Source organism: Bradyrhizobium sp. HKCCYLRH1034, assembly GCF_051168375.1.
GTDB lineage: Bacteria > Pseudomonadota > Alphaproteobacteria > Rhizobiales > Xanthobacteraceae > Bradyrhizobium.
The window spans coordinates 146,399-168,286 of sequence record NZ_JBNPUW010000017.1 but is presented as its reverse complement, the minus strand read 5'-3'; the positions used below and the strand labels follow the sequence as shown (position 1 = coordinate 168,286).

Below are 21,888 nucleotides of genomic sequence, written 5' to 3'. Positions count from 1 at the left end.
CCGCCGTCATTCCGGGGCGCGCGTGAGCGCGAGCCCGGAATCCATAGCCACGACTCGCAGTTGGTGGAGCAATACGCCGAAACGGCCCGTCGCCACCACAACCGCTCGTGGTTATGGATTCCGGGCTCATTCGCGTGCCGCGAATGCCCCGGAATGACGGCGGAGACGATGGCTGGCTGTTGTCGTGCGGCGCTGGCCGGCTGATCAGCTCGCCTTGACGCTCACGATGAACGCACTCCGCGGCGGTTGTCGTGAAACAAGACTGGTCCGACATCCCGCACAACAGCATCTCCCTGTGGCTATGGGTCCCTGCGTTCGCAGGGACGACAGCGGAGGGCTGGGCGACGGCTTCGCGTCATGGCGGGGACGACGCTCTCGCCGCCGTCATTCCGGGGCGCGCGTGAGCGCGAGCCCGGAATCCATAGCCACGACTCGCAGTTGGTGGAGCAATACGCCGAAACGGCCCGTCGCCACCACAACCGCTCGTGGTTATGGATTCCGGGCTCATTCGCGTGCCGCGAATGCCCCGGAATGACGGCGGAGATGATGGCTGGCTGTTGTCGTGCGGCGCTAGCCGCCCGATCAGCTCGCCTTCACGCTCACGATGAACGCATCCACCTCGCGCTTCAGCGTCTCGGCCTGTTGCGACAGCTCGCCGGCGGCGTCGCGGGCCTCAGAGGCGAGGCGACCGGTTTCGGCTGACGTGGAGCTGATCTGGGCGATGTGGTTGGAGACGTCGAGGGTGCCGCGGGCGGCTTCCTGGACGCTCCGGGAGATGTCCTGGGTGGCGTTGCGCTGCTGCGAGGTGTCGACCTCGATGCCGGACATGATGGCGCTGATCTCGCTGAGCGTGGTCGAGATGCCGTCGATGGCGCCGCGGGTCTCGGCGGTGATGCCCTGGATGCTGGCGACGTGCGCCGAGATCTCGTCGGTCGCCTTGCTGGTCTGGTTGGCGAGGTTCTTCACCTCCGACGCCACGACCGAAAAGCCCCGGCCGGCCTCGCCGGCGCGGGCGGCCTCGATGGTGGCGTTCAGCGCCAGCAAATTGGTCTGCGAGGCGATCGCCTGCACGAGCTGGACGACGGCGCCGATCTTCTCGGCAGCGTCCGACAGCGCGTGGATGGTGTTCTTGCTCTTCTCGGCCTGCGAGGCTGCGCCCTCGGCGCGCTGGGTGGCGTCGGAGACGCGGCGGCTGATGGTACCGATCGAGCTCGTCATCTCCTCGGTCGAGCCGGCCACGGTCTGGACGCTGCGATTGGCGTGGTTGGCGGCGGCCTCGACCGCATTCGCCTTGGCCGAGGTGTCGTTGGCGGCGCGCGACAGGGTCTCGGCATTGCTCTTCAGCCGGATGGCCGAGGACGCCACGCTGCTGACGACGCTGGCGACGAGGTCGTTGAAGGAATGGATGCGGCCGTCGAGAAAGCGCGAGCGCTCGCCCTGGCGCTGCGCCTCCTGCAATTCGCGCGCGGTGAGGCGCTGGCGCTCGATGCCGTTGGTCTTAAACACCTCGAGCGCGCCGGCGAGCTGGCCGATCTCGTTGCTGAGGCCGAGGCCGGGAATCGACGTGTCGTATTTCTGGTCGGCGACGTCGCGCATGGCCGAGACCATCGCGGCGAGCGGGCGCAGGATGCCGTTCTGCACGGCGGCATAGGTCATCAGGCAGACGGCGCTGGCGAACACGGCGATGGCCGCGCAGGCCATCAGGAAGTAGGAGAACGCCGACTGCGCCTGCTGATAGATCAGCATCGCATGATCACGGGCGGGACCGCTGAGATTGGCGAAGTCCGACGACAGGCTGGTGATCTGGTTGTTGAGATAGAGCACCGCGATGAAGCCGGTGCCGCCGCCGATCGCCAACAGCATGAGGAGAGAGGCGACGACGCCTCCCACGAGGAAGCGGATCGTCAGATTGCTGTTGGAGAACATCGGCTTTGCCCGGGTACGTCAGACGGAATGTCAACGCACACTTCCAGACAAAGGTAAAATAAGCTGAAAGCCGGGAGACGGGACGAGCACGGGGTTTTGCGGAGGTGAGGTCACGGTCATTCCGGGGCATCGGCCACGCGCTGGTGCATCCCCGCCGTCATTCCGGGGCAATCGGCCATGCGCTGGCGCGAAGCGACGGCGCGTTGACGATTGAACCCGGAATCTCGAGGTTGTCGGACGAGCGCAAGCCAAGCTCGGGATTCCGGGTTCAAGGCCTGACGGCCTTGCCCCGGAATGACGGAGGGTGCGACCCGCAGGGCTACGAGGCCGGCGGCGGCGGCTCGGCCGCCATCAGCGCGGCGAGGCGCGCCTCCTCCTCGGCCGTCAGCTTCGGCGTGGCCTCCGGGCCGCGCTGGCCGCGGCGGCGGACCTGCCACCACAGCGCCAGGCCGCCGCCGAGCAGCAGCACCGGCGGCAGCAGCCACAGCAGGAGGGTCTGGCGCTCGAAGCGCGGCTTCAGCAGCACGAACTGGCCGTAGCGCGCGACCAGGAAATCCAGCACCTGATTGTCACTGTCACCGGCGGCGAGGCGCTCGCGCACCAGCAGGCGCAGGTCGCGCGCCAGCGGCGCATCGGAATCGTCGATCGACTGGTTCTGGCAGACCATGCAGCGCAGCTCGCGCGACAGCGCGCGGGCGCGCTGCTCCTTGGCGGTGTCCGACATGACCTCGTCGGGCTGCACGGCATGCGCGACCGGTGCGGCAAGCAGCAGCAGCGCGAGCGCGAGGAAGCCGAGACTGCGTCGCATCCGCCCTACTCCGCCGGCTGCAGCGCGCGCGCGGCGCGCGCCGGCCGCGGCGCGCCGACGCGCAGGCGCCGGTCGGACAGCGACAGCAGGCCGCCGAACGCCATCAGCACCGGACCGAACCAGATCAAGAGCACCAGCGGCTTGTGATAGATGCGCACGGCCAGCCCGCCGTCGGCGGTGGCATCGCCGAGCGAGACGTAGAGCTGGCTGACGCCGCGGGTCATCAGCGCGGCTTCCGTCGTCGACATGCCGCGGGTGGCGAAGCTGCGCTTGCTAGGCGTCAGGACGCTGAGCTGCCTGCCGTCCTCGCTGATGACGAAGGTGCTGACGACCTCGCTGAAATTCGGGCCCTGGCGCTGGCTCATGCCGTCGAACTTGATCTGGTAGCCGGCGAGATTGCGGACGTCGCCCGGACGCAGCGTGCTGATCAGCTCGCTGTTCCAGGTGGTCTCGCAGACGATGCCGAGCAGCGCGACGCCAAGGCCGGCATGCGCGAACGCCGTGCCCCACACCGAGCGCGGCAGGCCGGCCGTCCGGTGCAGCGCGGTCTTGAACGGCACGCGGGCCACGCCGCTGCGCTCGACCAGATCGACGACCGAGCCGGTGATGACGAACACGCCGAGACCGATGCCGAGCGGCGCCAGCGCGCTGCCGCCGCGCGCCCAGGCCCAGACGATCGCGATCGTCACCAGCGCCGTGACGCCGGCCGCGAGCAGCCGTTGGGCCGCCGCGACGAGGTCGCCGCGCTTCCACGCCAGCATCGGGCCGAACGGCACCATCAGCAGCAACAGCGCGAACAAGGGGCCGAAGGTGATGTTGTAGAACGGCGCGCCGACCGAGAGCTTGAAGTCGAGCGCCTCCATGATCACCGGATAGAGCGTGCCGAACAGCACGGTGGCGCAGGACACGGTGAGCAGCAGATTGTTCAAGACCAGCGCGCCCTCGCGCGAGATCGGCGCGAACAGGCCGCCCTGCTTCAGCGCGGTGGCGCGGCCGGCGAACAGCGTCAGGCTGCCGCCGATGAACAGCACGAGGATACCGAGGATGAACACGCCGCGCGTCGGATCGCTGGCGAAGGCGTGCACCGAGGTGATGACGCCGGAGCGCACCAGGAAGGTGCCGAGCAGGGACAGCGAGAAGGTCAGGATCGACAGCAGGATGGTCCAGACCTTGAGCGCGTTGCGCTTCTCCATGACGACAGCGGAGTGCAACAGCGCGGTGCCGGCGAGCCAGGGCATCAGCGAGGCGTTCTCGACCGGGTCCCAGAACCACCAGCCGCCCCAGCCGAGCTCGTAATAGGCCCAGTACGAACCCATGGCGATGCCGAGCGTCAGGAAGATCCAGGCCATCAGGGTCCACGGCCGCACCCAGCGCGCCCAGGCGGCATCGATACGGCCTTCGAGCAGGGCTGCGATTGCGAACGAGAACGAGATCGAGAAGCCGACATAGCCGAGATAGAGCATCGGCGGATGCACGGCGAGGCCGATGTCCTGCAGCACCGGATTGAGATCGCGGCCCTCGATCGGCGGGTTGGCGAGGCGCGCGAACGGATTCGATGTGGTCAGGATGAACAGATAGAACGCGGTCGCCACCCAGGCCTGCACCGCGAGCACGCGGGCGCGCAAGGACAGCGGCAGGTTGTTGCCGAAGGCCGCGACCATGGCGCCGAACAGCGCCAGGATCGACACCCACAGCAGCATCGAGCCTTCGTGGTTGCCCCACACGCCGGTGATCTTGTAGAGCAGCGGCTTCATCGAGTGCGAGTTCTCGAACACGTTGGCGACGGAGAAATCCGAGGTCACGTGCAACGTGATCAGCGCGATGAAGGAGAGACCGGCGAACAGCAATTGCGCCAGCGCGGCCGAGCGGCCGACATTCATCAGGGCGACGTCACGCTGATGCGCGCCGAGCATCGGCACGGTGGACTGGATCAGCGCCAGCGCAAGCGCCAGCACCAGGGCGTAATGTCCGCTCTCTGCAATCACTGCGTCGCTCCTGCCGCGCTCTTGTCAGTGCCCTCGCGCATCGACACCGGGCCCGGTTTGGCGCCGCCTTTCGGCTTGCCGTAATCGTCCTTCCAATGGCCCTGCTTCTTCAGGGCATCGGCCACTTCCTTCGGCATGTAGGTCTCGTCGTGCTTGGCGAGCACGGTGTCGGCCTTGAACACGCCGTCGGCATCGAGCGCGCCCTCGGCGACGACGCCCTGCCCTTCGCGGAACAGATCCGGCAGGATGCCCTTGTAGGCGACCGGCAGCTTGGCGCCGCCATCGGCGACCTCGAAGCTGACGGCGAGATCGTCGCCGCGCTTCAGCGAGCCCGGCTGCACCAGGCCGCCGAGCCGGAAGCGCTTGCCCGGGCCGATATGCTTCTCTGCGACCATGGTCGGGGTCGAGAAAAACACGATGGAGTCGCGCAGCGCGTTGAGCACCAGCCCTGCGGCGACCGCGAGCACGAACAGCGCCCCGCCGATGATCGTCAAACGCCTCTGCTTGCGTGTCATCCCTTGATCCCGTTGGCGGCGGAAGCGCCGCTCATCCATCCAAGCCGAAAGTCTTCACGCCCTCGTTGAGCTGCCGCAACCGCTCGGTATCGCCGGACACCGCCTGCCGCGCATCCGACAACGCCCCCTTGGCCTTGTCGAGATCGCCCATCACGACGTAGGCGCGCACCAGGCGCAACCAGCCCTCGACGTCGTCGCCATTCTGCTTCAGCCGCGCCGCCAGCCGGTCGACCATGCCGCGGATCATCGTCTCGCGGTCACCGTCGCTCATGCTCTTGGCCGCGGCCATCGCCTCGCTCGGCAGCGCCGGCACCTCGCCGCTGCCGACCCGGCCGAGCGCCGCCGTCACCAGCGGCCGCCACGGCGCATCCGCCGGCGCCTTGCCCAGCATCGCCCGCCAGATGTTGGCCGCATCGTCCTTGCGGCCGTCCTGCTCGGCGGCGAGACCGAGATAGTAGTTCGACTTCGGCTCGTCGGCCTCGAGCGCATGGGCGCGCTCGAACTCCGCCTTGGCCTCGGCGGTGACGACGCCGCCAGCGGCGGCCGTGATCATCTCGCCGAGATCGGCGCGCTTGGCCGCGCCGTCGCCGGCATAGGTGATCATGTTGCGATAGGCCCGAATCGCGTCATCGGTGCGGCCGAGCCGCGCCAGCACCGGGGCGAGCACGGTCCAGCCGCGGCCGTCGGTCGGGTTCTTCTGCAGGTGCTGCTCGACCTGCGCCACCAGCGTTTCCAGCGGCTGCGTCCCGTTGGGCGGCGCCGCCCGTGCGGTGAGCGGGAAATCCGGCAGTTGCGGCGAGCCGAGCGGCAGGTAGACCGCGAGCGCCACGATCGGCACGCCGATCAGCGCCAGCACGGCCGCCGCGCGGCGCAGGCCGAGGCTCGGCTTCCCCGCGGCCTCGCCCTCCTGGTCGGCGGCAGCCAGCAGGCGGCGGCCGATCTCGACCCGCGCGGCTTCCGCCTCGACCTTGCCGATCAGCCCGGTTTCGACGTCGCGCTCGATCTCGGCCAGCTGATCCTTGTAGACGACGACCTCGCGACCGCCAGACGCGGCCCGCGCGCCCAGGCCGAGCGGCAGCAGGACGGCGAAGATCGCCGCGGCCGTCATCACGGCGAACACGAACCAGAGAGTCATCGGACAGAGTTCCAGTCAGCGCCCACCGGCAGGCGCGCCTCGCGCCGCTTTTAACCAGCACCGTTCCCGGCGGCAATTCACATTTACCGCCGTGGTAGCGCAGCCGTCCGCGCCAAAAAACTCAGGAGGATTACGTAATTAGGGGACCTCGAACTCGGCGCTCTTGGCGAGATAGCTGCCGTGCCCGTTCAGGGCCATAAGGAAATAGGTGCCCGGCCGGACATGGTCGGTGAGCCTGATCCGCAGCGACCCGACCGGGACCGGAGAGGCGATGGTGGTGACGGGATCGGGAAGTGGCGCCCCGCTCGTCTTGTCGACGAGCACGACCTTGGCCTTGATCATGAGGTTGCGATAGGTCGCGCGGACGACGCGGTTCTCGACCTCGACGAAGTTGATGACGGAAATCATGGTCTTGATGAAAATGGATGGAACTTGGCGGAACCTATGCGTGGCCCCGGGGCGAGGTCAACCTGAAATTGCAAAATCAAAAACGTCGACAGACTAGCAGAAAATCTCAACCGGCGCGCGAGGATTTTCGCTCGCCGTTCATCGCGTTCTCGGCCGACCTGCTCATCAATTGGGCGTAGTCGTTGCCGAACAGGACGTGACAGAAGCGGATCGCCGCCGACACCTGCGACTGCCGATAGGCGCGCGCCCGCGCGTCGCCCGAGCGCAGCGACTGCACCAGCGCTTCGGTGGCCTTCTCGACATATTGCTGCAGATCGGAATAGGTCCGCAGCGTCACCTCGTTGATCGCGAGCTCGCTGGCATAGTTGCGGCAGACGGCGACGAACTCGATCAGTGCAGCCACCTCCTCGACCTCGCTGCCATCGACGCCGGCGCCGGCCGGAATGTCCTTGTCGGCGCGCTGGCGCAGGATGCGGCGGACGCGGCCAGGCACGCTGTCGATCTCCGATTGCAGGGCATTGGAGATGTCGGCGCGGATCGCGGTGAGCTGCTTGCCCCAGTTCGATTCCGAGCGCAGGTCGAGCTCGGTGCGCAGGCCGCGAACGCCGTCATGCAGCGTCTTCAGCGTATCGCCGAGATCGGAGAAATGACCGCGCCGGATGTCGGCGCGCAGCACCGAGGCGAGACCGGCGAGATCGTTGAGCGCGATGGTGACGGCGACGCCGAACGGGGTCGCGGCGACCCTGATCTCGTCGTCGGAGGCGGCGATCTTGGTGGCGAGACGGATGATCTGCCAGGGCGCGGCGAGCCGCTGCATCACCAGCGACAGTGCGAACGGCAGCATCGAGGGCGTCTGCAGCGACGGCACGTTGATGGCTTCGGTGACGGAGGCGATCTGCGAATCGCCGAGCACGCGGATGATGCCGGGCAGCCGGCCGTTGAGGCCGTCGAGCGCCTCGCGGTTCTGCAGCACCAGCGCGATCGGCAGCAGATCCTCGATCACGCTGGGGGCGCCGATGCGGGCCAGCGCGCGCTGGCGGTCGCCGGTCGCGTTGGGGCCGACGAGGTTCATCAGCGCCTCGGCGGCGGCGCGCTGCAGCTTGCGTGCGGTCATCTCGACCTCGCGCGAACTGTCGCCGGAGACCGACATCGCGGCCTCGAATTCGGCATAGCGCTCCGGCGCGCCTTCGCGACCGAGCCACTGCCAGACCGGCAGCAGCGAGGCACGGCGGATCTGGCCGGGACGGAGAGGACCGGTGGAATCGGTGAGGAACGGGTCGAGCGGCCGGAACAGCCGACGCGGGCCATCGCCGCTCTGGCGGCGCTCGTCGCGGCCTTGCGGACGGGCGACCTCGATGGCGGGTTGGGGCCGCGCCGGGTCGGCTGCTGGAGCGGGAGCCGGCGGCGCGACGGGCCGCACCACCTTGCGCAGCTGCTCGAGCACCAGGGTCGCCACGGCGACGTCCTGGCCGCGCTCGATGGCGCGCTCGAATTCGCGCATCAGGAGCGACTGCGCGTTCGGCGGCAGCTGCCCGAGATATTCCCTTAACCGCTCGTGAGCTGTCTGACCCATGCGCCGGCGTGCAAATTTCCACGGCGAGAGCGCACATCGCGCACCCCTGCCCGAACCATAGCGTCCGCGGTATTAAGAACACCTTTAGGATGGCGAAATTCGCCGCCCCGTCAAACGCCGGGAAGTCTCAGCTCCGCCCGCAGTCCCCCGGTCGGGGCATCGCCCAGGGTCAGGCGGCCGCCATAGAGCGCGGCCAGATCGGTGACGATCGACAGCCCGAGCCCCGACCCCGGCTTGGATTCGTCCAGCCGCTGGCCGCGCCGCAGCACCTGGGCGCGCTCGGCCGCCGAGAGGCCGCGGCCATCGTCATCGACCACGATCCGCAGCATCGGCGAGGCCCCGGACTGGGCCGGCGGCTCCACGGTGAGCTCGACCGAGACCCGCGAAGCCGCCCATTTGCAGGCATTGTCGACCAGATTGCCGACCATCTCCTCCAGATCCTGGCGCTCGCCGCGAAACCGCGCGGCGGGATCGGCGGTCGCCTCGACCACGATGCTGCGGTCGCGGTAGATCTTTTCCATGGTGCGGCGCAGCGCCTCGATGGCCGGCGCCACCTCCGTCACGGTGGACACGATGGTGACGCGCGCGGCGATCCGCGCCCGCTCGAGGTGGTGAGCGACCTGGTCGCGCATGACGTCCGCCTGCTCCATCACCTTGGCCGCGAACGGGTCCGCCGCATGGGTCGCCGCTTCGTTCACGATGACCGAGAGCGGCGTCTTGATGGCATGGGCGAGATTGCCGACATGCGTGCGCGCCCGCTCGACGATCTCGCGATTGGCGTCGATCAGGGCATTGGTCTCGCGGGCCAGCGGCGCGATCTCCACCGGAAACTCCCCTTCCAGCCGCTCGGCACGCCCGGACCGGATGTCGGCGATCGATTCGGAGATGCGTTTCAGCGGCGCGAGGCCATAGCGGACCTGGAAGATGGTCGTGAGCAGCAGCACGATCCCGAGCGCGGTGAAGGTGCCGCCGAGGTAGTAGTCGAAGCTGCGGGTCTCGTCGAAGATCTCCGAGGCATCGCCGGCGACGCTGACCAGGAACTTGCCGTCGGAGCCGAGATCCACCGGGCGCTCGACCATGCGCAGGTCCTGGTTCTCCGGCCCTTCGACATAGCCGATCCGGATCCCGGCCGCCGTCAGCTCGATCCCCTGCTCCTCCAGCTTGGGCAGCTTCTTGTCCCACAGCGAGCGCGAGGCCCGTACCTCCGGCTTCTCGGTGTCGGTACGGGTGATCTGCCAGTACCAGCCGGACAGCGGCAGCTCGAACAGCGGCTCGCCCAAGGACTGGAATTGGCGGTCCGGCGGATCGTCGGGGGTGGCGACCTCGGCGATCAGGGTGCGGAGATAGAGGTTGAGCCGGCGATCGAAGGCGCGCTCGGTCGCATTGCGATACACCGAGGACAGCACGATGCCGGTGATGGCGAGGATGACCACGAGCCACGCGGTCGCGGACAGGAACAACCGGGTGGCAAGTGAACTCTGGCGCATGACCGCAAACTAGCGAAACGGCCGGGGCCCGGCCACCTCGAATGGCTGGCTCCGGAAACGGATCAGGCGCCTGCGGCCGGCGGCGGGGTCAGCAGGTAGCCGAGGCCGCGCACGGTCTGGATGACGTCGCAGTCGAGCTTCTTCCTGATGCGGCCGACGAACACCTCGATGGTGTTCGAGTCGCGGTCGAAGTCCTGGTCGTAGAGATGCTCGACCAGCTCGCTGCGCGAGACGACGCGGCCGGAATGATGCATCAGATAGGACAGCAGGCGGTATTCGTGTGAGGTCATCTTGACGGGGTTGCCCGACACGCTGACCTTGCCAGTGCGGGTGTCGAGGGTGACCGGCCCGCAGGTCAGCTCGCTCTGGGCGTGGCCGGCCGAGCGGCGCAGCAGCGCGCGGATGCGCGCCAGAACCTCTTCCAGGTGGAAGGGCTTGGCCACGTAGTCGTCGGCACCGGCGTCGAAGCCCTGGACCTTGTCGCTCCAGCGGTCGCGCGCGGTGAGAATCAAGACCGGCATCGCCCGGCCATTGCGCCGCCACGCCTCCAGCACCGAAATGCCGTCCATCTTGGGCAGGCCGATGTCCAGCACGACAGCGTCGTAGGGCTCGCTGTCGCCCAGATAGTGCCCTTCCTCCCCATCGAACGCACGGTCCACGACGTAGCCGGCGTCGCTCAGGGCCGTGGTGAGCTGACGGTTGAGATCCGGATCGTCCTCGACAACGAGCAGACGCACGCTTGCCTCCAAAGCTGAACTGCACGATTTCCGCCCTCAAGATGAACCGGAAGGCCGTGAACCGTGCATGAACGGAACCCGAGCGACCAGGTTACTTTTTGGTCATCTCGATCGGGACCGCCGGCAGGGGCCGACAGAATTGGGGCGGATATAAGCTCTGAAAGACGGGCATGAGAAGACCCGCCGCACGGATGGCGGGGCTCGAACGCGGATCTGAGGGACGCGGACGGACGTTACCCGGCCACGTAACGGAGCGGATCGAACGGTCCTCGCGTCAGGTGCGGAAGAACACGAACCAGATCAGGCCAAGGACGAGCAGCGCCAGTCCGGTGGAGATGGCCAGGATCGCCAGGACGGACGGTCCAGGCTCGCCCTGCCGCGCTTCGGTGGGGGTCTCGACGATCTGCGTCGGTCGTCTGGCTGCCATGGTGCCCTCAGCTCACTGTTATTCGCATTCCGAGCGGTGAAGCGCTCTGTCACGCACTCCCGTTGGCAACGTCGGCAGCCAGATGATGTTCCGGGCGGCGCCCCCTGCGACGGGTTAACGCCGATCCGAGAATCTGCCGGCCAGCTTGTTGAATCCGCAGCCTCGGGTGTTATCCTCGCGGCTGCCGCGAGAACGACGCCCGCAGCAGTCCGGTTCGGAGCAAGCCGTTAGTTCGGAGTTAAGTGGAGTAGGTCATGGCCCCGCGCGCCAATTGGAAGGGTTTTCTGCGCCTGTCGCTCGTGACCTGTCCGGTCGCGCTCTATCCGGCGACATCGGAGTCCGAGAAGGTCTCCTTCAACCAGATCAACCGCAAGACCGGCCACCGCATCAAATACAGCAGGGTCGATGCCGAGACCGGCGAGGAAGTCGCCAATGACGACATCGTCAAGGGCTACAAGGTCGACACCGACACCTACATCGAGGTCACCAAGGACGAGCTCGAGGACATCGCGCTGGAATCGACGCACACGATCGAGATCGACGAGTTCGTGCCGCGCACCGACATCGACAGCCGCTATCTGATCCGTCCCTATTATCTCGTCCCCGACGGCAAGGTCGGCCACGACGCCTTCGCGGTCATTCGCGAGACCATCCGCAGCATGGACAAGGTCGCGATCGGCCGGGTCGTGCTCACCAATCGCGAGCACATCATCGCGCTGGAGCCGCTCGGCAAGGGCCTGATGGGAACGCTGCTGCGCTACCCTTACGAGGTGCGCAACGAGGAAGAATATTTCGACGACATCCAGGATGTGAAGATCACCAGCGACATGCTGGATCTCGCCAAGCACATCGTCGAGAAGAAATCGGCCGACTTCCAGCCGGAGAACTTCGAGGATCACTACGAGGCCGCGCTGATCGAGCTCATCAACAAGAAGCGCAGCGGCGTGACCATCGCCGCCAAGGCTGCACCGAAGTCGAGCGGCAACGTCATCAACCTGATGGACGCCCTGAAGCGCAGCCTTGCCAGCGAGGGTGACAAGGCGCCCGCCGCTGGCGCCCCCGCGCCGAAGGCCAAGGCCAAGAAGCCGAAGAAGCGCGTCGAAGGCCAGCGCGAGATGCTGCTGCCGATCAGCGGCAAGAAGGCCAAGGACGAGCCGAAGAAGGCCGAGGAGCCGAAGAAGTCGGAGAAGCCGGCACGAACCACCGCACGCTCACGCAAGGCCAGTTGAGGCGTCGATACGGCGAACGACCTCCGAACCTTCGCGCGGCGCACGGGTCCTGTGCATAATGGTCGCTCGACCGCGACTCCCGCGAGTTCCAGCTGTTGCCGTGGGCACGCCATCGCGCGTGGTGTTGCGGGTCATCCACCAAGGACACCGCATCGATCGTCCCCCCAATTGGTGGAAAAAATATCTGCCTAGGTCAGGTAAGTCGATCCTGCGATGGTGGTCCGGCGATCAGGCGCGGATTTGTGATCGTTTCGACATCACTTCGATGCTTGCGGAATGATCACGTCGCACCTAGCTCTGCGGCGCGGGATGGTGATCCGGGCGTAAGCTTCCTGATGGAAGATTGATGTGCCTGATCGGTCGGGACGACGCTGGCGAAGTCGTCCCAGCCGCACGACGCGGCGTATCAGGGGGATGTGGATGTTTCAGCACGATGCGGACCAACGCCGGGCGCAGTACGCCTAGCGATGGCACGGGTTCAGCTGTCCGAGCTCTCCGCTTTCGCAGCCGTCGCGGATTCGTTGAGCTTCACCAAGGCGGCCGCTCATCTCGGCTGCTCCTTGCCGACCATCAGCCAGACCATCAAGAGCCTCGAGGAGCGGCTGGACGTCAGGCTGTTCAACCGGACGACGCGCAGCGTGGCCCTCACCGAGGCCGGCGAGCGCCTGCTGGCGGAGATCCAGCCGATTCTCGAACGGGTCGACCAGGCCATCGAGAGCATCAACGCGTTCCGCGACAAGCCGATGGGTACCCTGCGCCTGACCGTATCCCGTGTGTTCGCCGTGAGAGGGCTCGGGCCCCTGATCAGGTCATTCCTGGCCGAATACCCGGACATCCATATCGAACTGGCTGTCGACGACACCAACAGTGACATCGTGCGCAATCGCTTTGATGCCGGCATCAGATCCGGCCACCGGGTGGAGCGCGACATGAAGGTCATCCGCGTCTTCGACGAGTGCAGCTTCGTTGCGGTTGCCGCCCCCGGCTATCTCGCGGCGCATCCCGCGCCGGCCGTGCCCGAGGATCTCCAGGCCCATAATTGCATCCGACATCGGGTCCCTGCCGACGATACGCTGCAGCCCTGGATCTTCGAAAAGGGCGGCGAGCGCACCGAGATTGCCGTGGACGGCTCCCTTATCGTCAACGACTTCGATCTGGCGCTGAATGCCGCGCTCGACGGCATCGGCGTCGCGTATCTCGTCGAGCCGATGATCGAGTCGCATCTGGCCGACGGACGGCTAATGCGGCTGCTGCCCGGCTGGCGCTACGCGACGCCCGGACTGTTCCTGTACCATCCGAGCCGCCGGCAACCGCCGATGCCGCTGCAGGTCTTTCTCGACTTCGTCAAGCGCTGGCGCAGCGGCGTCACGCTGGACGCAATGTCGCGCGCGGCGGATTACGACGCACGCGGGTTGGTAGCAGCGACGTCACATCGAACGTCGATTCACGTCGAGCCCAACCGTCGCTGAGATCGCGTTGCGAGGCTGGAGAGGTCAATCGCGCGTCGGCAGCGGCGCTGCGAACGCGCCATGATGTACGCAGCTTGCGATGTGCACCGGGATTGTTCGGGATTCCCATCTAACCTATTCACGATTATCACCATTAACAAATCGACACCGCGAGGCCAAAACCGCGGCGTGACTGCGTCGATGCTGGTGCGTGCGAGCAGCGTGTTAACGACGATCGAGTGGGCTTCGAACAAAGCAGAGCGCATTCATCAAATTGAAATTGGCTCATGCACACTTCATTCAACCATTCCGCCGGCCGCGCTGATCGAGCCGTCGTCGGAATCAGAGGTGTGGGAGCGGCAATCTGGCGAAGCCAGGGGCGACACGCGGGGGGCCGTGTGCATCGCCATCAACCGGAGAAACGGGAAATGAAGACGTTGAGGGGCCTGCTACTCGGAACGGGAGCAGTGATATTGTCCGCCGCGGCGGCGCAGGCTGCGGATCTTCCACTGAAGGCCAAAGCCGTCGAATATGTGAAGGTGTGCTCGCTGTACGGCACGGGCTTCTACTACATTCCCGGTACCGACACCTGCATCAAGCTCGGCGGCTATCTGCGCGCCGAGACCGCGCTGTGGACCAACAGCAACTATGGTGGCGCCTATTCAGGCCAGGCCGGCGCCGATAACCGCCTGAGCAACCGCTATCAGACCCGTTCGCGCCAGGATCTGAACATCGATACGCGCACCGCGACCGAATATGGCGTGGTGCGTACCTATTTCGAGACCGTGCTGAACTGGACCTCGGGCTCCTATGGCGGTGCGGGCGCCGGCGCGACGTCCTACACCGGCGACGCCATCTCGGGCGGCATCGTCGGCGTCTACTACGCCTTCATCCAGTTCGCCGGATTCACGATGGGCAAGGCCGTGTCGACCTTCGACGCGCCCTGGACCAACTATCCTGGCAACAATTTCGACGGCCTGGTCGGCGGCAGCGGCTCCAACAACGGCGTCAACCAGTTCACCTACACCGCCGATTTCGGCCAGGGCATCACCGCCGCGGTCTCGCTGGAAGACCAGACGCAGTTCTTCACCACCAACATCTGGAACACCTCGGGCATCACCGCGGCCGGCGTGCTCGGCGGCAATTATGGCTCGAGCAGCTTCGGCGGGACGGTGTCTCCCGACATCATCGGCATGGTTCGCGTCGACCAGGCGTGGGGCATCTTCCAGGCGTCGTTCGCCGCGCATGACAATCATGCCGCCTATTACGGCGCGTCCGAGACCTCGGGTCATCCCTCCGACAAGTGGGGCTGGGCCGCGCAACTGGCGCTGTCGATCAAGAACATCCCGACCGGTCCAGGCGACGTCGTCAACCTGCAGGCGGTCTACACCGACGGCGCGAGCCGCTACAACTTCCAGAGCCTCGCCAACACGACCTATTCGATGTATGGCAGCACGGGCGTAGCCGGCGCCTATCAGAGCATCGGCTTCGCCGGCGTCGGCGACGCGGTGTTCGGCACCGGCACGGGCCTGTCGACCGTGCAGACCTGGGGCATGCGCGGCGCCTTCACCCACAATTGGGATCCGCGCTGGAATACGGCGCTGTATGGCGCCTATGCCCAGGTGCGCTATGGCCAGACGGGATCGAGCCTCATCTGTGCCGGCATCGCCGCCACCGGGATGCTGACCGCGGGCTCGACCTGCAATCCCGACTTCAATCTCGGACAGATCGGCCTCATCACCCGATGGACGCCGGTCAAGGGCCTCACCTTCTCGGCCGACGTGACCTACAGCCACCTCGACCAGAAATATTCGGGCACGGCGATTGCTCCGGCCGTCACGAGCACGGCAAAGCCGGCCGCGATCTACCAGCTCAAGGACCAGGACACGGTGAGCATGCTGCTGCGCGCCCAGCGCAACTTTTGAAGCTGGGCTGTTGAACCTCTGACTGCTCGACGAGCTTCCGGCGATGCCCCCGCCGGAAGCTTCGTTCGTGGAGACAGGCGGCGCGTCGCGAGGGATGGGGCGAAATGCGGCAGGCGTCGTGCGGATCACGACGCCTGTGACTTGTCTGACGGCGATGATCGCGCGGCGGCGTGACCGGCCGGCTACTTGATCGAGGTGTTGATCGCGGTGAACTTGCTGCTCAGTCCCGAGCCCAGGCCGTTGACGGCCGCCAGGATCACGATGCTCAATCCGCCGGCAATGATGGCGTATTCGATCGAGGTCGCGCCAGCCTGATTCTTCAGGAAGCTCGCAATCAACTGCCGCATCTACCTCTCCGGTCGGGCTCGATCATCTGACGCGCCGGAAGGGCGCGCCGAGGCCGGGATGGACGCCCCGCCGGAAACCCTCCGTCATCGGCTTGAACAATCGGTTAACCCGATGAGGTACCTGCGCGGCCCAGATTCGGAGCCGGCATTCCATCGCAGGCCCGCCCTCGCCCGACCTCCGAGATCCGAACCGGAGTGCAAGCAACTGAACTTGCTTCGCTTTATTCTCAGTCCGCGGCCCCCGGCCGGTTGGCGGCAAAGCCGAGCCGCTGAATCCTCGTCCGACACATTCAGAAAAAATTCGGCTTATCCGCCAGATGCCACGTCATGATCTGGGTCAACGGCGATGGCGTGGACCGCCTTAAAGGTTATCCTGGTCGCTATGAGCACAACAGATTCCGCCCGTCCCCAGCTCAAGATCCGCAGCGTCGCGCTCGACACCGGCCGCGAGAACGTGGTCGTGATCTCCCGCCGCTCGAAGGCGTTGCGGCCCGAGGTGTTCCGCGGCTTCAGCCGCGTCGAGCTGCGCTGCAACTCGCGGACGCTGCTGGCGACCCTTCTGATCACCGACGACGACGCACTGGTCGGCCCCGACGAGATCGGCCTGTCGGAACCGGCGATGCGGCGCTTCGCCGAGCCGGCCGGCACGCGGGCGACGGTGTCGCCGGCGACCCCGCCCGAGAGCATGGAAGCGGTGCGCGCCAAGATCCGGGGCGAGACCTTGAGCGACCAGGCGATCGCTGCCGTGATCGAGGACCTCACCCACTACCGCTACTCCGACATGGAGATCGCGGCTTTCCTGATCGGCTCAGCCAGCTTCATGAGCTCCGGCGAGCTGCTGGCGCTGACGCGCGCGATGGCCAATGCCGGCACGCAATTGAAATGGCCCGAGCCGGTGGTGGTCGACAAGCACTGCATCGGCGGCATACCCGGCAACCGCACCTCGATGGTGGTGGTGCCGATCGTCGCCGCCCACGGCCTGACCATTCCAAAAACCTCCTCGCGCGCGATCACCTCGCCAGCCGGCACCGCCGATACGATGGAGGTGCTGGCGCGGGTGAATGTCGGCGCCGACGAAATGAAGTCGATCGTTGCGGCCTGCAATGGCTGCGTGATCTGGGGCGGCCACGTCAATCTGTCGCCGGCCGACGACGTCCTGATCTCGGTCGAGCGCCCGCTCAGCCTCGACACCCGCGAGCAGATGGTCGCCTCGATCCTGTCGAAGAAGCTGGCCGCCGGCTCGACGCATCTGCTGCTCGACCTGCCGGTCGGGCCGACCGCCAAGCTCACCAGCGGCGCGGAGGCGATGCGGCTGCGCAAGCTGTTCGAATTCGTCGGCGACCGTTTCGGGCTCAAGGTCGAGGTGATCACGACCGACGGCCGCCAGCCGATCGGCAACGGCATCGGTCCGGTGCTGGAGGCCCGCGACGTGATGGCGGTGCTGGGCAACGAGCCGTCGGCGCCTGCGGACCTGCGCGAGAAGTCGCTGCGGCTCGCCGCGCATCTGCTCGAATATGATCCGAAGCTGCGCGGCGGCGCCGGCTACAACAGGGCGCGCGAGCTGCTCGACAGCGGCGCGGCGCTCAAGCAGATGCTGAAGATCATCGATGCGCAGGGCCCGCCGGAATGCCGCAGCGAGCTCGGCGATCTCGCCTTCGACGTCAAGGCGGAGCGCGACGGTGTCGTGTCCGCGATCGATTGCCTGCGGCTCAATCGCCTGGCGCGTACCGCCGGCGCGCCGGTGAACAAGGGCTCCGGGATCATGCTGTTCAAGAAGATCGGCGATCGTGTCGACCAGGGTGAGCCACTCTATCGCGTGTTCACCTGCGATCCGTCGGAGCATGATCTGGCCGCAGCCGCAGCCGCAGCCAACCACGGCTATGGCTTCGCCGACGGCGCGAATGGTCGTTCGTGATGAACCGTCATCGAGCATCGATCCATCGTCCTCGGGAGACCACCGCATGAGTGTGACCGTTCGCTTCTGCGGTGCCGCGCATACCGTAACCGGGTCCTGCTATCTGGTGCGGAGCGGCAAGAGCCAGTTCCTGGTCGATTGCGGCCTGTTCCAGGGCCAGAAGACGCTGAAGGAGCTCAACTACGGCGACTTCCCATTCCGTCCCGCCGACATCGACGCCGTGCTGCTGACGCATGCGCATATCGACCATAGCGGCCTGCTGCCGAAGCTGGTGCGCATGGGCTTCGACGGCAAGATCTTCGCTACGCGCGGCACCATCGATCTCTGCTCATGGATGCTGCCCGATGCCGGCAACATCCAGGAGCAGGAGGTGCTGGCGCTGAACCGCCGCAACATCGCGCGCGGCCGCGGCGAGGTCAGCCCGATCTACACCCAGGCCGACGCCATCGCGGCGCTGCAATACTTCCAAGCCGTCCCCTACGAGACCTGGACCGAGATCATTCCAGGCGTTCGCGCCCGCTACTGGAATGCCGGCCATCTGTTGGGCTCCGCCTCGATCGAGATCGAATTCGCAGGACAAGGCGCCGATGGCGGACCACTGCGGCTGCTTGCCTCCGGCGATGTCGGGCCCGACGCCAAGCTCTTACAGCCCGATCCGAAAGCGCCGGAGGGATTCGACTACGTGATCTCGGAGGCGACCTATGGCGACCGGATTCGCGAGCCGACCACGCCGGAGCTGCGCCGCGGCCGTCTGGCCGGCGAGGTGCGCGACGCGGCGGCGGCCAAGGGCGCGCTATTGATCCCGGCCTTCGCGGTCGAGCGGACGCAGGAGCTGATCGTCGATCTGGTCGGCCTGATGGAGCGCGGCGAGATTCCGGCCGCGCCGGTGTTCCTGGACTCGCCGCTGGCGATCCACGCCACCGAGGTGTTTCGCGCGCACACCGAGAGCCTCGACGGCGGCAGCGATGTCGGCCGGCTGTTGTCGTCGTCGCATCTGCGCTTCACCGAGACCGTCGATGAAAGCAAGGCGATCGCCAAGCTGACCGGATTTCACATCGTCATCGCCGCCAGCGGCATGTGCGATGCCGGTCGCATCCGCCATCATCTCAAGCGCTGGCTGTGGAACAACCGCGCCACCGTGCTGCTGGTCGGCTATCAGGCCAACGGCACGCTGGGGCGCTTCCTGCAGGACGGCGTCAAGGCGGTGCGCATCCAGGGCGAGGAGATCAAGGTCGCGGCGCGCATCCGCATGATCGACGACTATTCCGGCCACGCCGACGGCGCCGAGATCGCCCGCTGGATCGCGGCCCGCCGCCCGATCGCGCGCGGCCTTTTTCTGTCCCACGGCGAGGATGCCGCGATCGCGGCGCTGGCAGCGCGCGTCGCCGAGCGCATCGTGCCGACCGCGAAAGTGTTCTCCCCCCTGCTCGACGACGTCTACGAGCTGACGAGCGCGGTGCCGACGCCGCTCGACGTCGCGCGCCGGCGGCGGCTGGCGCCGGAGGCGGTCACCCGGCTGGACTGGCACAACGACATGTCGGGCCTGCTGCTCGACATCCACGAGCGGATCGAGCAAGCCGCCGACGATCGCGCCCGCGGCGTCATCATCCGCCGCCTGCGCCGGGCGCTGGAAGAGTGATGCGAGCGGCGTAGCCGCGAAGGCTGCGCACCTGCGATGTTCGTCGTCGAACGGTCACACTTTGATCGCACCTTGAGGACCATCAGGTGCGGTGCGAAGCTCGCAGACGGCGACGCTCTCGCAGCTTGTGCATATTGAAACACACAACGTGCCGACGGCTGGTCTCCGAGAGCTGTTCTGATAGGCTCGACACGTGGTTCATAACAACGGAACGATCCGGGTGAACCGGGCGCAGGTGGGGAAACGAGGGGCTCTCACATGCATCAACCATCGAAATGGTGGGCGGGACTGATCGCTGTTGCCGTGCTCTGGCTCGCGGCCGTGAGCTTCAAGACGGCTGATGTCGAGGACGACATTGCGCCGCGGGCACGCGCCGCCGTCGCGGCCGCCGTCCCCGACACAGCCGCGGCCCTCAAGGTCACGGTCGCGGGCCGCGACGTTCGCATCGCAGGGCCGGAGTTCAGTCCCGATCAGTCGACGAAACTGGAGGACGCCGCATCGGTCAGCGGCGTCCGGCTCGTCGAGGGCACCTACGACAAGCTGCCGACACCGAAGCCCTATGCCTTCCGCGCCACGCGAAACGGCGGCCAGCTCGTGCTCGAAGGCGCGGTGCCGACGCCCGCCGTTCGGAATGCCGTGCTCAATGCCGTCCGTTCGTCCGGTGGTGAAGTGGTCGATCGCCTCTCCTATGCGCTGGGAGCTCCGGCCGACTTCGCGGCCATCGCGAGCCATGGATCGGTCCACGCCGCCAAGCTCAATGGCGGCACGTTCGCGCTCGCGGACAAGGCTTATTCGATCGCAGGTGCCGCCGCCTCATCGGACGTCTATGAGGCTGCCGTCGCGGCGACGCGGCAGCTGCCGGGCGGCGCCGTGCTCGACAAGGTGGCGATCCTACCGCCGGAGGCAAAGCCGTTCATCTGGAGCGCGGTTCGCGAGGACAACACGCTGGTGATGTCCGGCGTCGTTCCGAATGACGATATCAGGCGCGCGCTCGAGGCCGCCGCGATCAAGGCCTGGCCCGGCGCGTCGGTGATGCATCACATGCAGATCGCGCGTGGCGCGCCTGCTGGCGATTTTGGCGCCTACACGTCCTATGCGCTGGCGGAGCTTACCAGGCTGAGCACGGGCCGCGTCGTCATCTCCGACGCCACCTACGCGATTTCGGGCGAGGCCCCCTCCACCGCCGCCTACGATGAAACGATGGCCGGGATCGGCAAGCTGCCGACCGGGCTGAGCTTGGCGAAAGCCGAGATTCTGCCGCCGGAAATCAAGCCCTATCGCTGGTCGGCGGAGTTCGACGGCACCAGCTTGAGCCTCACAGGTCTCGCGCCGAGCGGAGCGGCCCGCGATGCGATGCTGGGCTCCGCCAGTGGACAGTTCGACGGCAAGCCGATCAAGAGCCAGATCGGCATCGCCCGCGGCGCCCCGGATGGCGACCTTGCCAAAGCGAGCGCGAGCCTGCTGCAGCAGCTCGCCAGGCTGTCGCAGGGGCGCGCCGAGATCAACGACACCCAGGTCTCGCTCAGGGGCGTCGGACTCGCCAACGTCACCGGCGCAGCCGTGCGCGAGCAACTGGCCGACGCCCTGCCCGCGCCGTTCGCGCTCGCGTCCATCGACGTCCGCGACGGCCCGGTCTCGCCTTACGCGTTCGGACTGCAGAAGCAGGACGGCCGTGTCATGCTGAGCGGCTACGTGCCTGATGACGCCGCCCGCCGCGATCTCGTCGACGCCGCCACAACGACCTTCATCACCGAGACGGTCGAGGACGGTCTGAAGATCGGCGACGGTGCGCCAAAGGATTACGTGCAGTCGCTGAAGGCGACGTTCCCGGCGCTGGCGCGGCTGTGGTCCGGCGCGCTGACGGCGAAGGACGCGGCGATCACGGTCGACGGGCTTGCCATCTACGACAAGTCGGCCGAGCAGGTCCGCAAGGAGCTCGCCGAGGCGGTCGGCAGCGGCTTCAAGCTCGACGACGTCAAGATCGGCGTCAAGCCGGAAAGCCCGCCACTCGCGGTCGCGGAGTGCCAGCCGGCGTTCAACGGGCTGCTCGCCAAGGGCCGCATCCGCTTCAGCACCGGCAGCGCCGAGCTGAGCCGCGCCTCGCTGGCGCTGCTCGATCACCTGGTCGAGGTTGCGCAGCGCTGCAAGGATGCCGAGATCGCGATCGAAGGCCACACCGACAATGTCGGCGACGAAGCTGACAACATGGACCTCTCCAAGCGCCGGGCGGCGGCGGTGGTCGGCTACATCGGCGACGCCGGCATCGACACCTCGCGCATGACCTCGGAGGGCTACGGCCAGACCAAGCCGGTCGCCTCCAACGACACGGCCGAAGGCCGCGCGCAGAACCGCCGCATCGAATTCGTCGTCAAGTGAGGCGCTGA

At 66.9% G+C, this 21,888-nt stretch carries 19 protein-coding genes; 8 read left to right on the top strand and 11 right to left on the bottom strand.

The features are described 5' to 3' along the window. On the top strand, positions 1-204 hold a 204-nt coding region (locus tag ACQR0W_RS30475), incomplete at its 5' end, for a hypothetical protein (RefSeq protein ID WP_434840873.1). A 378-nt stretch (positions 205-582) separates the two neighbouring features. Here the strand turns inward: ACQR0W_RS30475 and ACQR0W_RS30470 are convergent. From ACQR0W_RS30470 to ACQR0W_RS30425, 10 genes are all read right to left on the bottom strand, one after another. Beyond that, positions 583-1,926 carry a methyl-accepting chemotaxis protein gene (locus ACQR0W_RS30470; RefSeq protein WP_316171134.1) on the bottom strand — a complete coding sequence of 448 codons (1,344 nt, stop codon included), beginning with the start codon at positions 1,924-1,926 and terminating at the stop codon, positions 583-585. A gap of 319 nt (positions 1,927-2,245) precedes the next feature. Then, complete coding sequence (locus ACQR0W_RS30465) at positions 2,246-2,734, bottom strand: cytochrome c-type biogenesis protein (RefSeq protein ID WP_316171135.1); 489 nt, start codon at positions 2,732-2,734, stop codon at positions 2,246-2,248. Between the two features lie 5 nt (positions 2,735-2,739). Next, positions 2,740-4,719, bottom strand: coding sequence for a heme lyase CcmF/NrfE family subunit (locus ACQR0W_RS30460; RefSeq protein ID WP_316171136.1), 1,980 nt, complete (start codon positions 4,717-4,719; stop codon positions 2,740-2,742). Next, positions 4,716-5,234: a cytochrome c maturation protein CcmE gene (ccmE, locus tag ACQR0W_RS30455; protein ID WP_315753052.1), complete on the bottom strand. Its 519-nt coding sequence runs from the start codon at positions 5,232-5,234 to the stop codon at positions 4,716-4,718. Before ccmE ends, ACQR0W_RS30460 begins: the two co-directional genes overlap by 4 nt. A 31-nt stretch (positions 5,235-5,265) precedes the next feature. Next, positions 5,266-6,369, bottom strand: coding sequence for a c-type cytochrome biogenesis protein CcmI (gene ccmI, locus ACQR0W_RS30450; protein ID WP_316187287.1), 1,104 nt, complete (start codon positions 6,367-6,369; stop codon positions 5,266-5,268). A gap of 138 nt (positions 6,370-6,507) precedes the next feature. Further along, positions 6,508-6,777 carry a hypothetical protein gene (locus ACQR0W_RS30445; RefSeq protein ID WP_315716145.1) on the bottom strand — a complete coding sequence of 90 codons (270 nt, stop codon included), beginning with the start codon at positions 6,775-6,777 and terminating at the stop codon, positions 6,508-6,510. Between the two features lie 106 nt (positions 6,778-6,883). Beyond that, entirely contained in the window at positions 6,884-8,350 is a 1,467-nt protein-coding gene (locus ACQR0W_RS30440; protein ID WP_316187286.1) for a hypothetical protein, read from the bottom strand. 110 nt (positions 8,351-8,460) lie between these two features. Beyond that, on the bottom strand, positions 8,461-9,837 hold the full coding sequence (locus ACQR0W_RS30435) for a sensor histidine kinase (RefSeq protein WP_316187285.1): 1,377 nt from the start codon (positions 9,835-9,837) through the stop codon (positions 8,461-8,463). Positions 9,838-9,899: 62 nt separating this feature from the next. Continuing rightward, positions 9,900-10,574 carry a response regulator transcription factor gene (locus ACQR0W_RS30430; RefSeq protein WP_006614547.1) on the bottom strand — a complete coding sequence of 225 codons (675 nt, stop codon included), beginning with the start codon at positions 10,572-10,574 and terminating at the stop codon, positions 9,900-9,902. 274 nt (positions 10,575-10,848) lie between these two features. Next, positions 10,849-11,001, bottom strand: a complete 153-nt coding sequence (locus ACQR0W_RS30425) for a hypothetical protein (RefSeq protein ID WP_315756472.1) — start codon at positions 10,999-11,001, stop codon at positions 10,849-10,851. Positions 11,002-11,255: 254 nt separating this feature from the next. Here ACQR0W_RS30425 and ACQR0W_RS30420 point away from each other — a divergent pair, with 254 nt between their 5' ends. The 4 genes from ACQR0W_RS30420 to ACQR0W_RS30405 all read left to right on the top strand — a co-directional run bounded on the left by ACQR0W_RS30420 (position 11,256) and on the right by ACQR0W_RS30405 (position 15,603). Next, a complete protein-coding gene (locus ACQR0W_RS30420) occupies positions 11,256-12,230 on the top strand; it encodes a Ku protein (protein ID WP_315753055.1) in 975 nt (324 codons plus the stop codon). Between the two features lie 467 nt (positions 12,231-12,697). After that, positions 12,698-13,699, top strand: coding sequence for a LysR family transcriptional regulator (locus ACQR0W_RS30415; protein WP_315753057.1), 1,002 nt, complete (start codon positions 12,698-12,700; stop codon positions 13,697-13,699). Between the two features lie 60 nt (positions 13,700-13,759). After that, the gene (locus ACQR0W_RS30410; RefSeq protein WP_315753058.1) at positions 13,760-14,110 is read left to right on the top strand and encodes a hypothetical protein; all 351 of its coding nucleotides are present in this window, start codon (positions 13,760-13,762) and stop codon (positions 14,108-14,110) included. After that, entirely contained in the window at positions 14,107-15,603 is a 1,497-nt protein-coding gene (locus ACQR0W_RS30405; protein WP_315753059.1) for a porin, read from the top strand. Before ACQR0W_RS30410 ends, ACQR0W_RS30405 begins: the two co-directional genes overlap by 4 nt. A 182-nt stretch (positions 15,604-15,785) precedes the next feature. Here the strand turns inward: ACQR0W_RS30405 and ACQR0W_RS30400 are convergent, their stop codons facing one another. Beyond that, positions 15,786-15,950, bottom strand: coding sequence for a Flp family type IVb pilin (locus tag ACQR0W_RS30400; RefSeq protein ID WP_315716136.1), 165 nt, complete (start codon positions 15,948-15,950; stop codon positions 15,786-15,788). Positions 15,951-16,332: 382 nt separating this feature from the next. On the opposite strand from ACQR0W_RS30400, the gene ACQR0W_RS30395 reads away from it, so the two are divergent. The 3 genes from ACQR0W_RS30395 to ACQR0W_RS30385 all read left to right on the top strand — a co-directional run bounded on the left by ACQR0W_RS30395 (position 16,333) and on the right by ACQR0W_RS30385 (position 21,880). Next, on the top strand, positions 16,333-17,865 hold the full coding sequence (locus ACQR0W_RS30395) for a thymidine phosphorylase family protein (protein WP_315753061.1): 1,533 nt from the start codon (positions 16,333-16,335) through the stop codon (positions 17,863-17,865). A 46-nt stretch (positions 17,866-17,911) separates the two neighbouring features. Next, positions 17,912-19,504 carry an MBL fold metallo-hydrolase gene (locus ACQR0W_RS30390; RefSeq protein WP_316187284.1) on the top strand — a complete coding sequence of 531 codons (1,593 nt, stop codon included), beginning with the start codon at positions 17,912-17,914 and terminating at the stop codon, positions 19,502-19,504. Positions 19,505-19,762: 258 nt separating this feature from the next. Continuing rightward, on the top strand, positions 19,763-21,880 hold the full coding sequence (locus ACQR0W_RS30385; RefSeq protein WP_434840874.1) for an OmpA family protein: 2,118 nt from the start codon (positions 19,763-19,765) through the stop codon (positions 21,878-21,880). Positions 21,881-21,888: the final 8 nt, after the last annotated feature.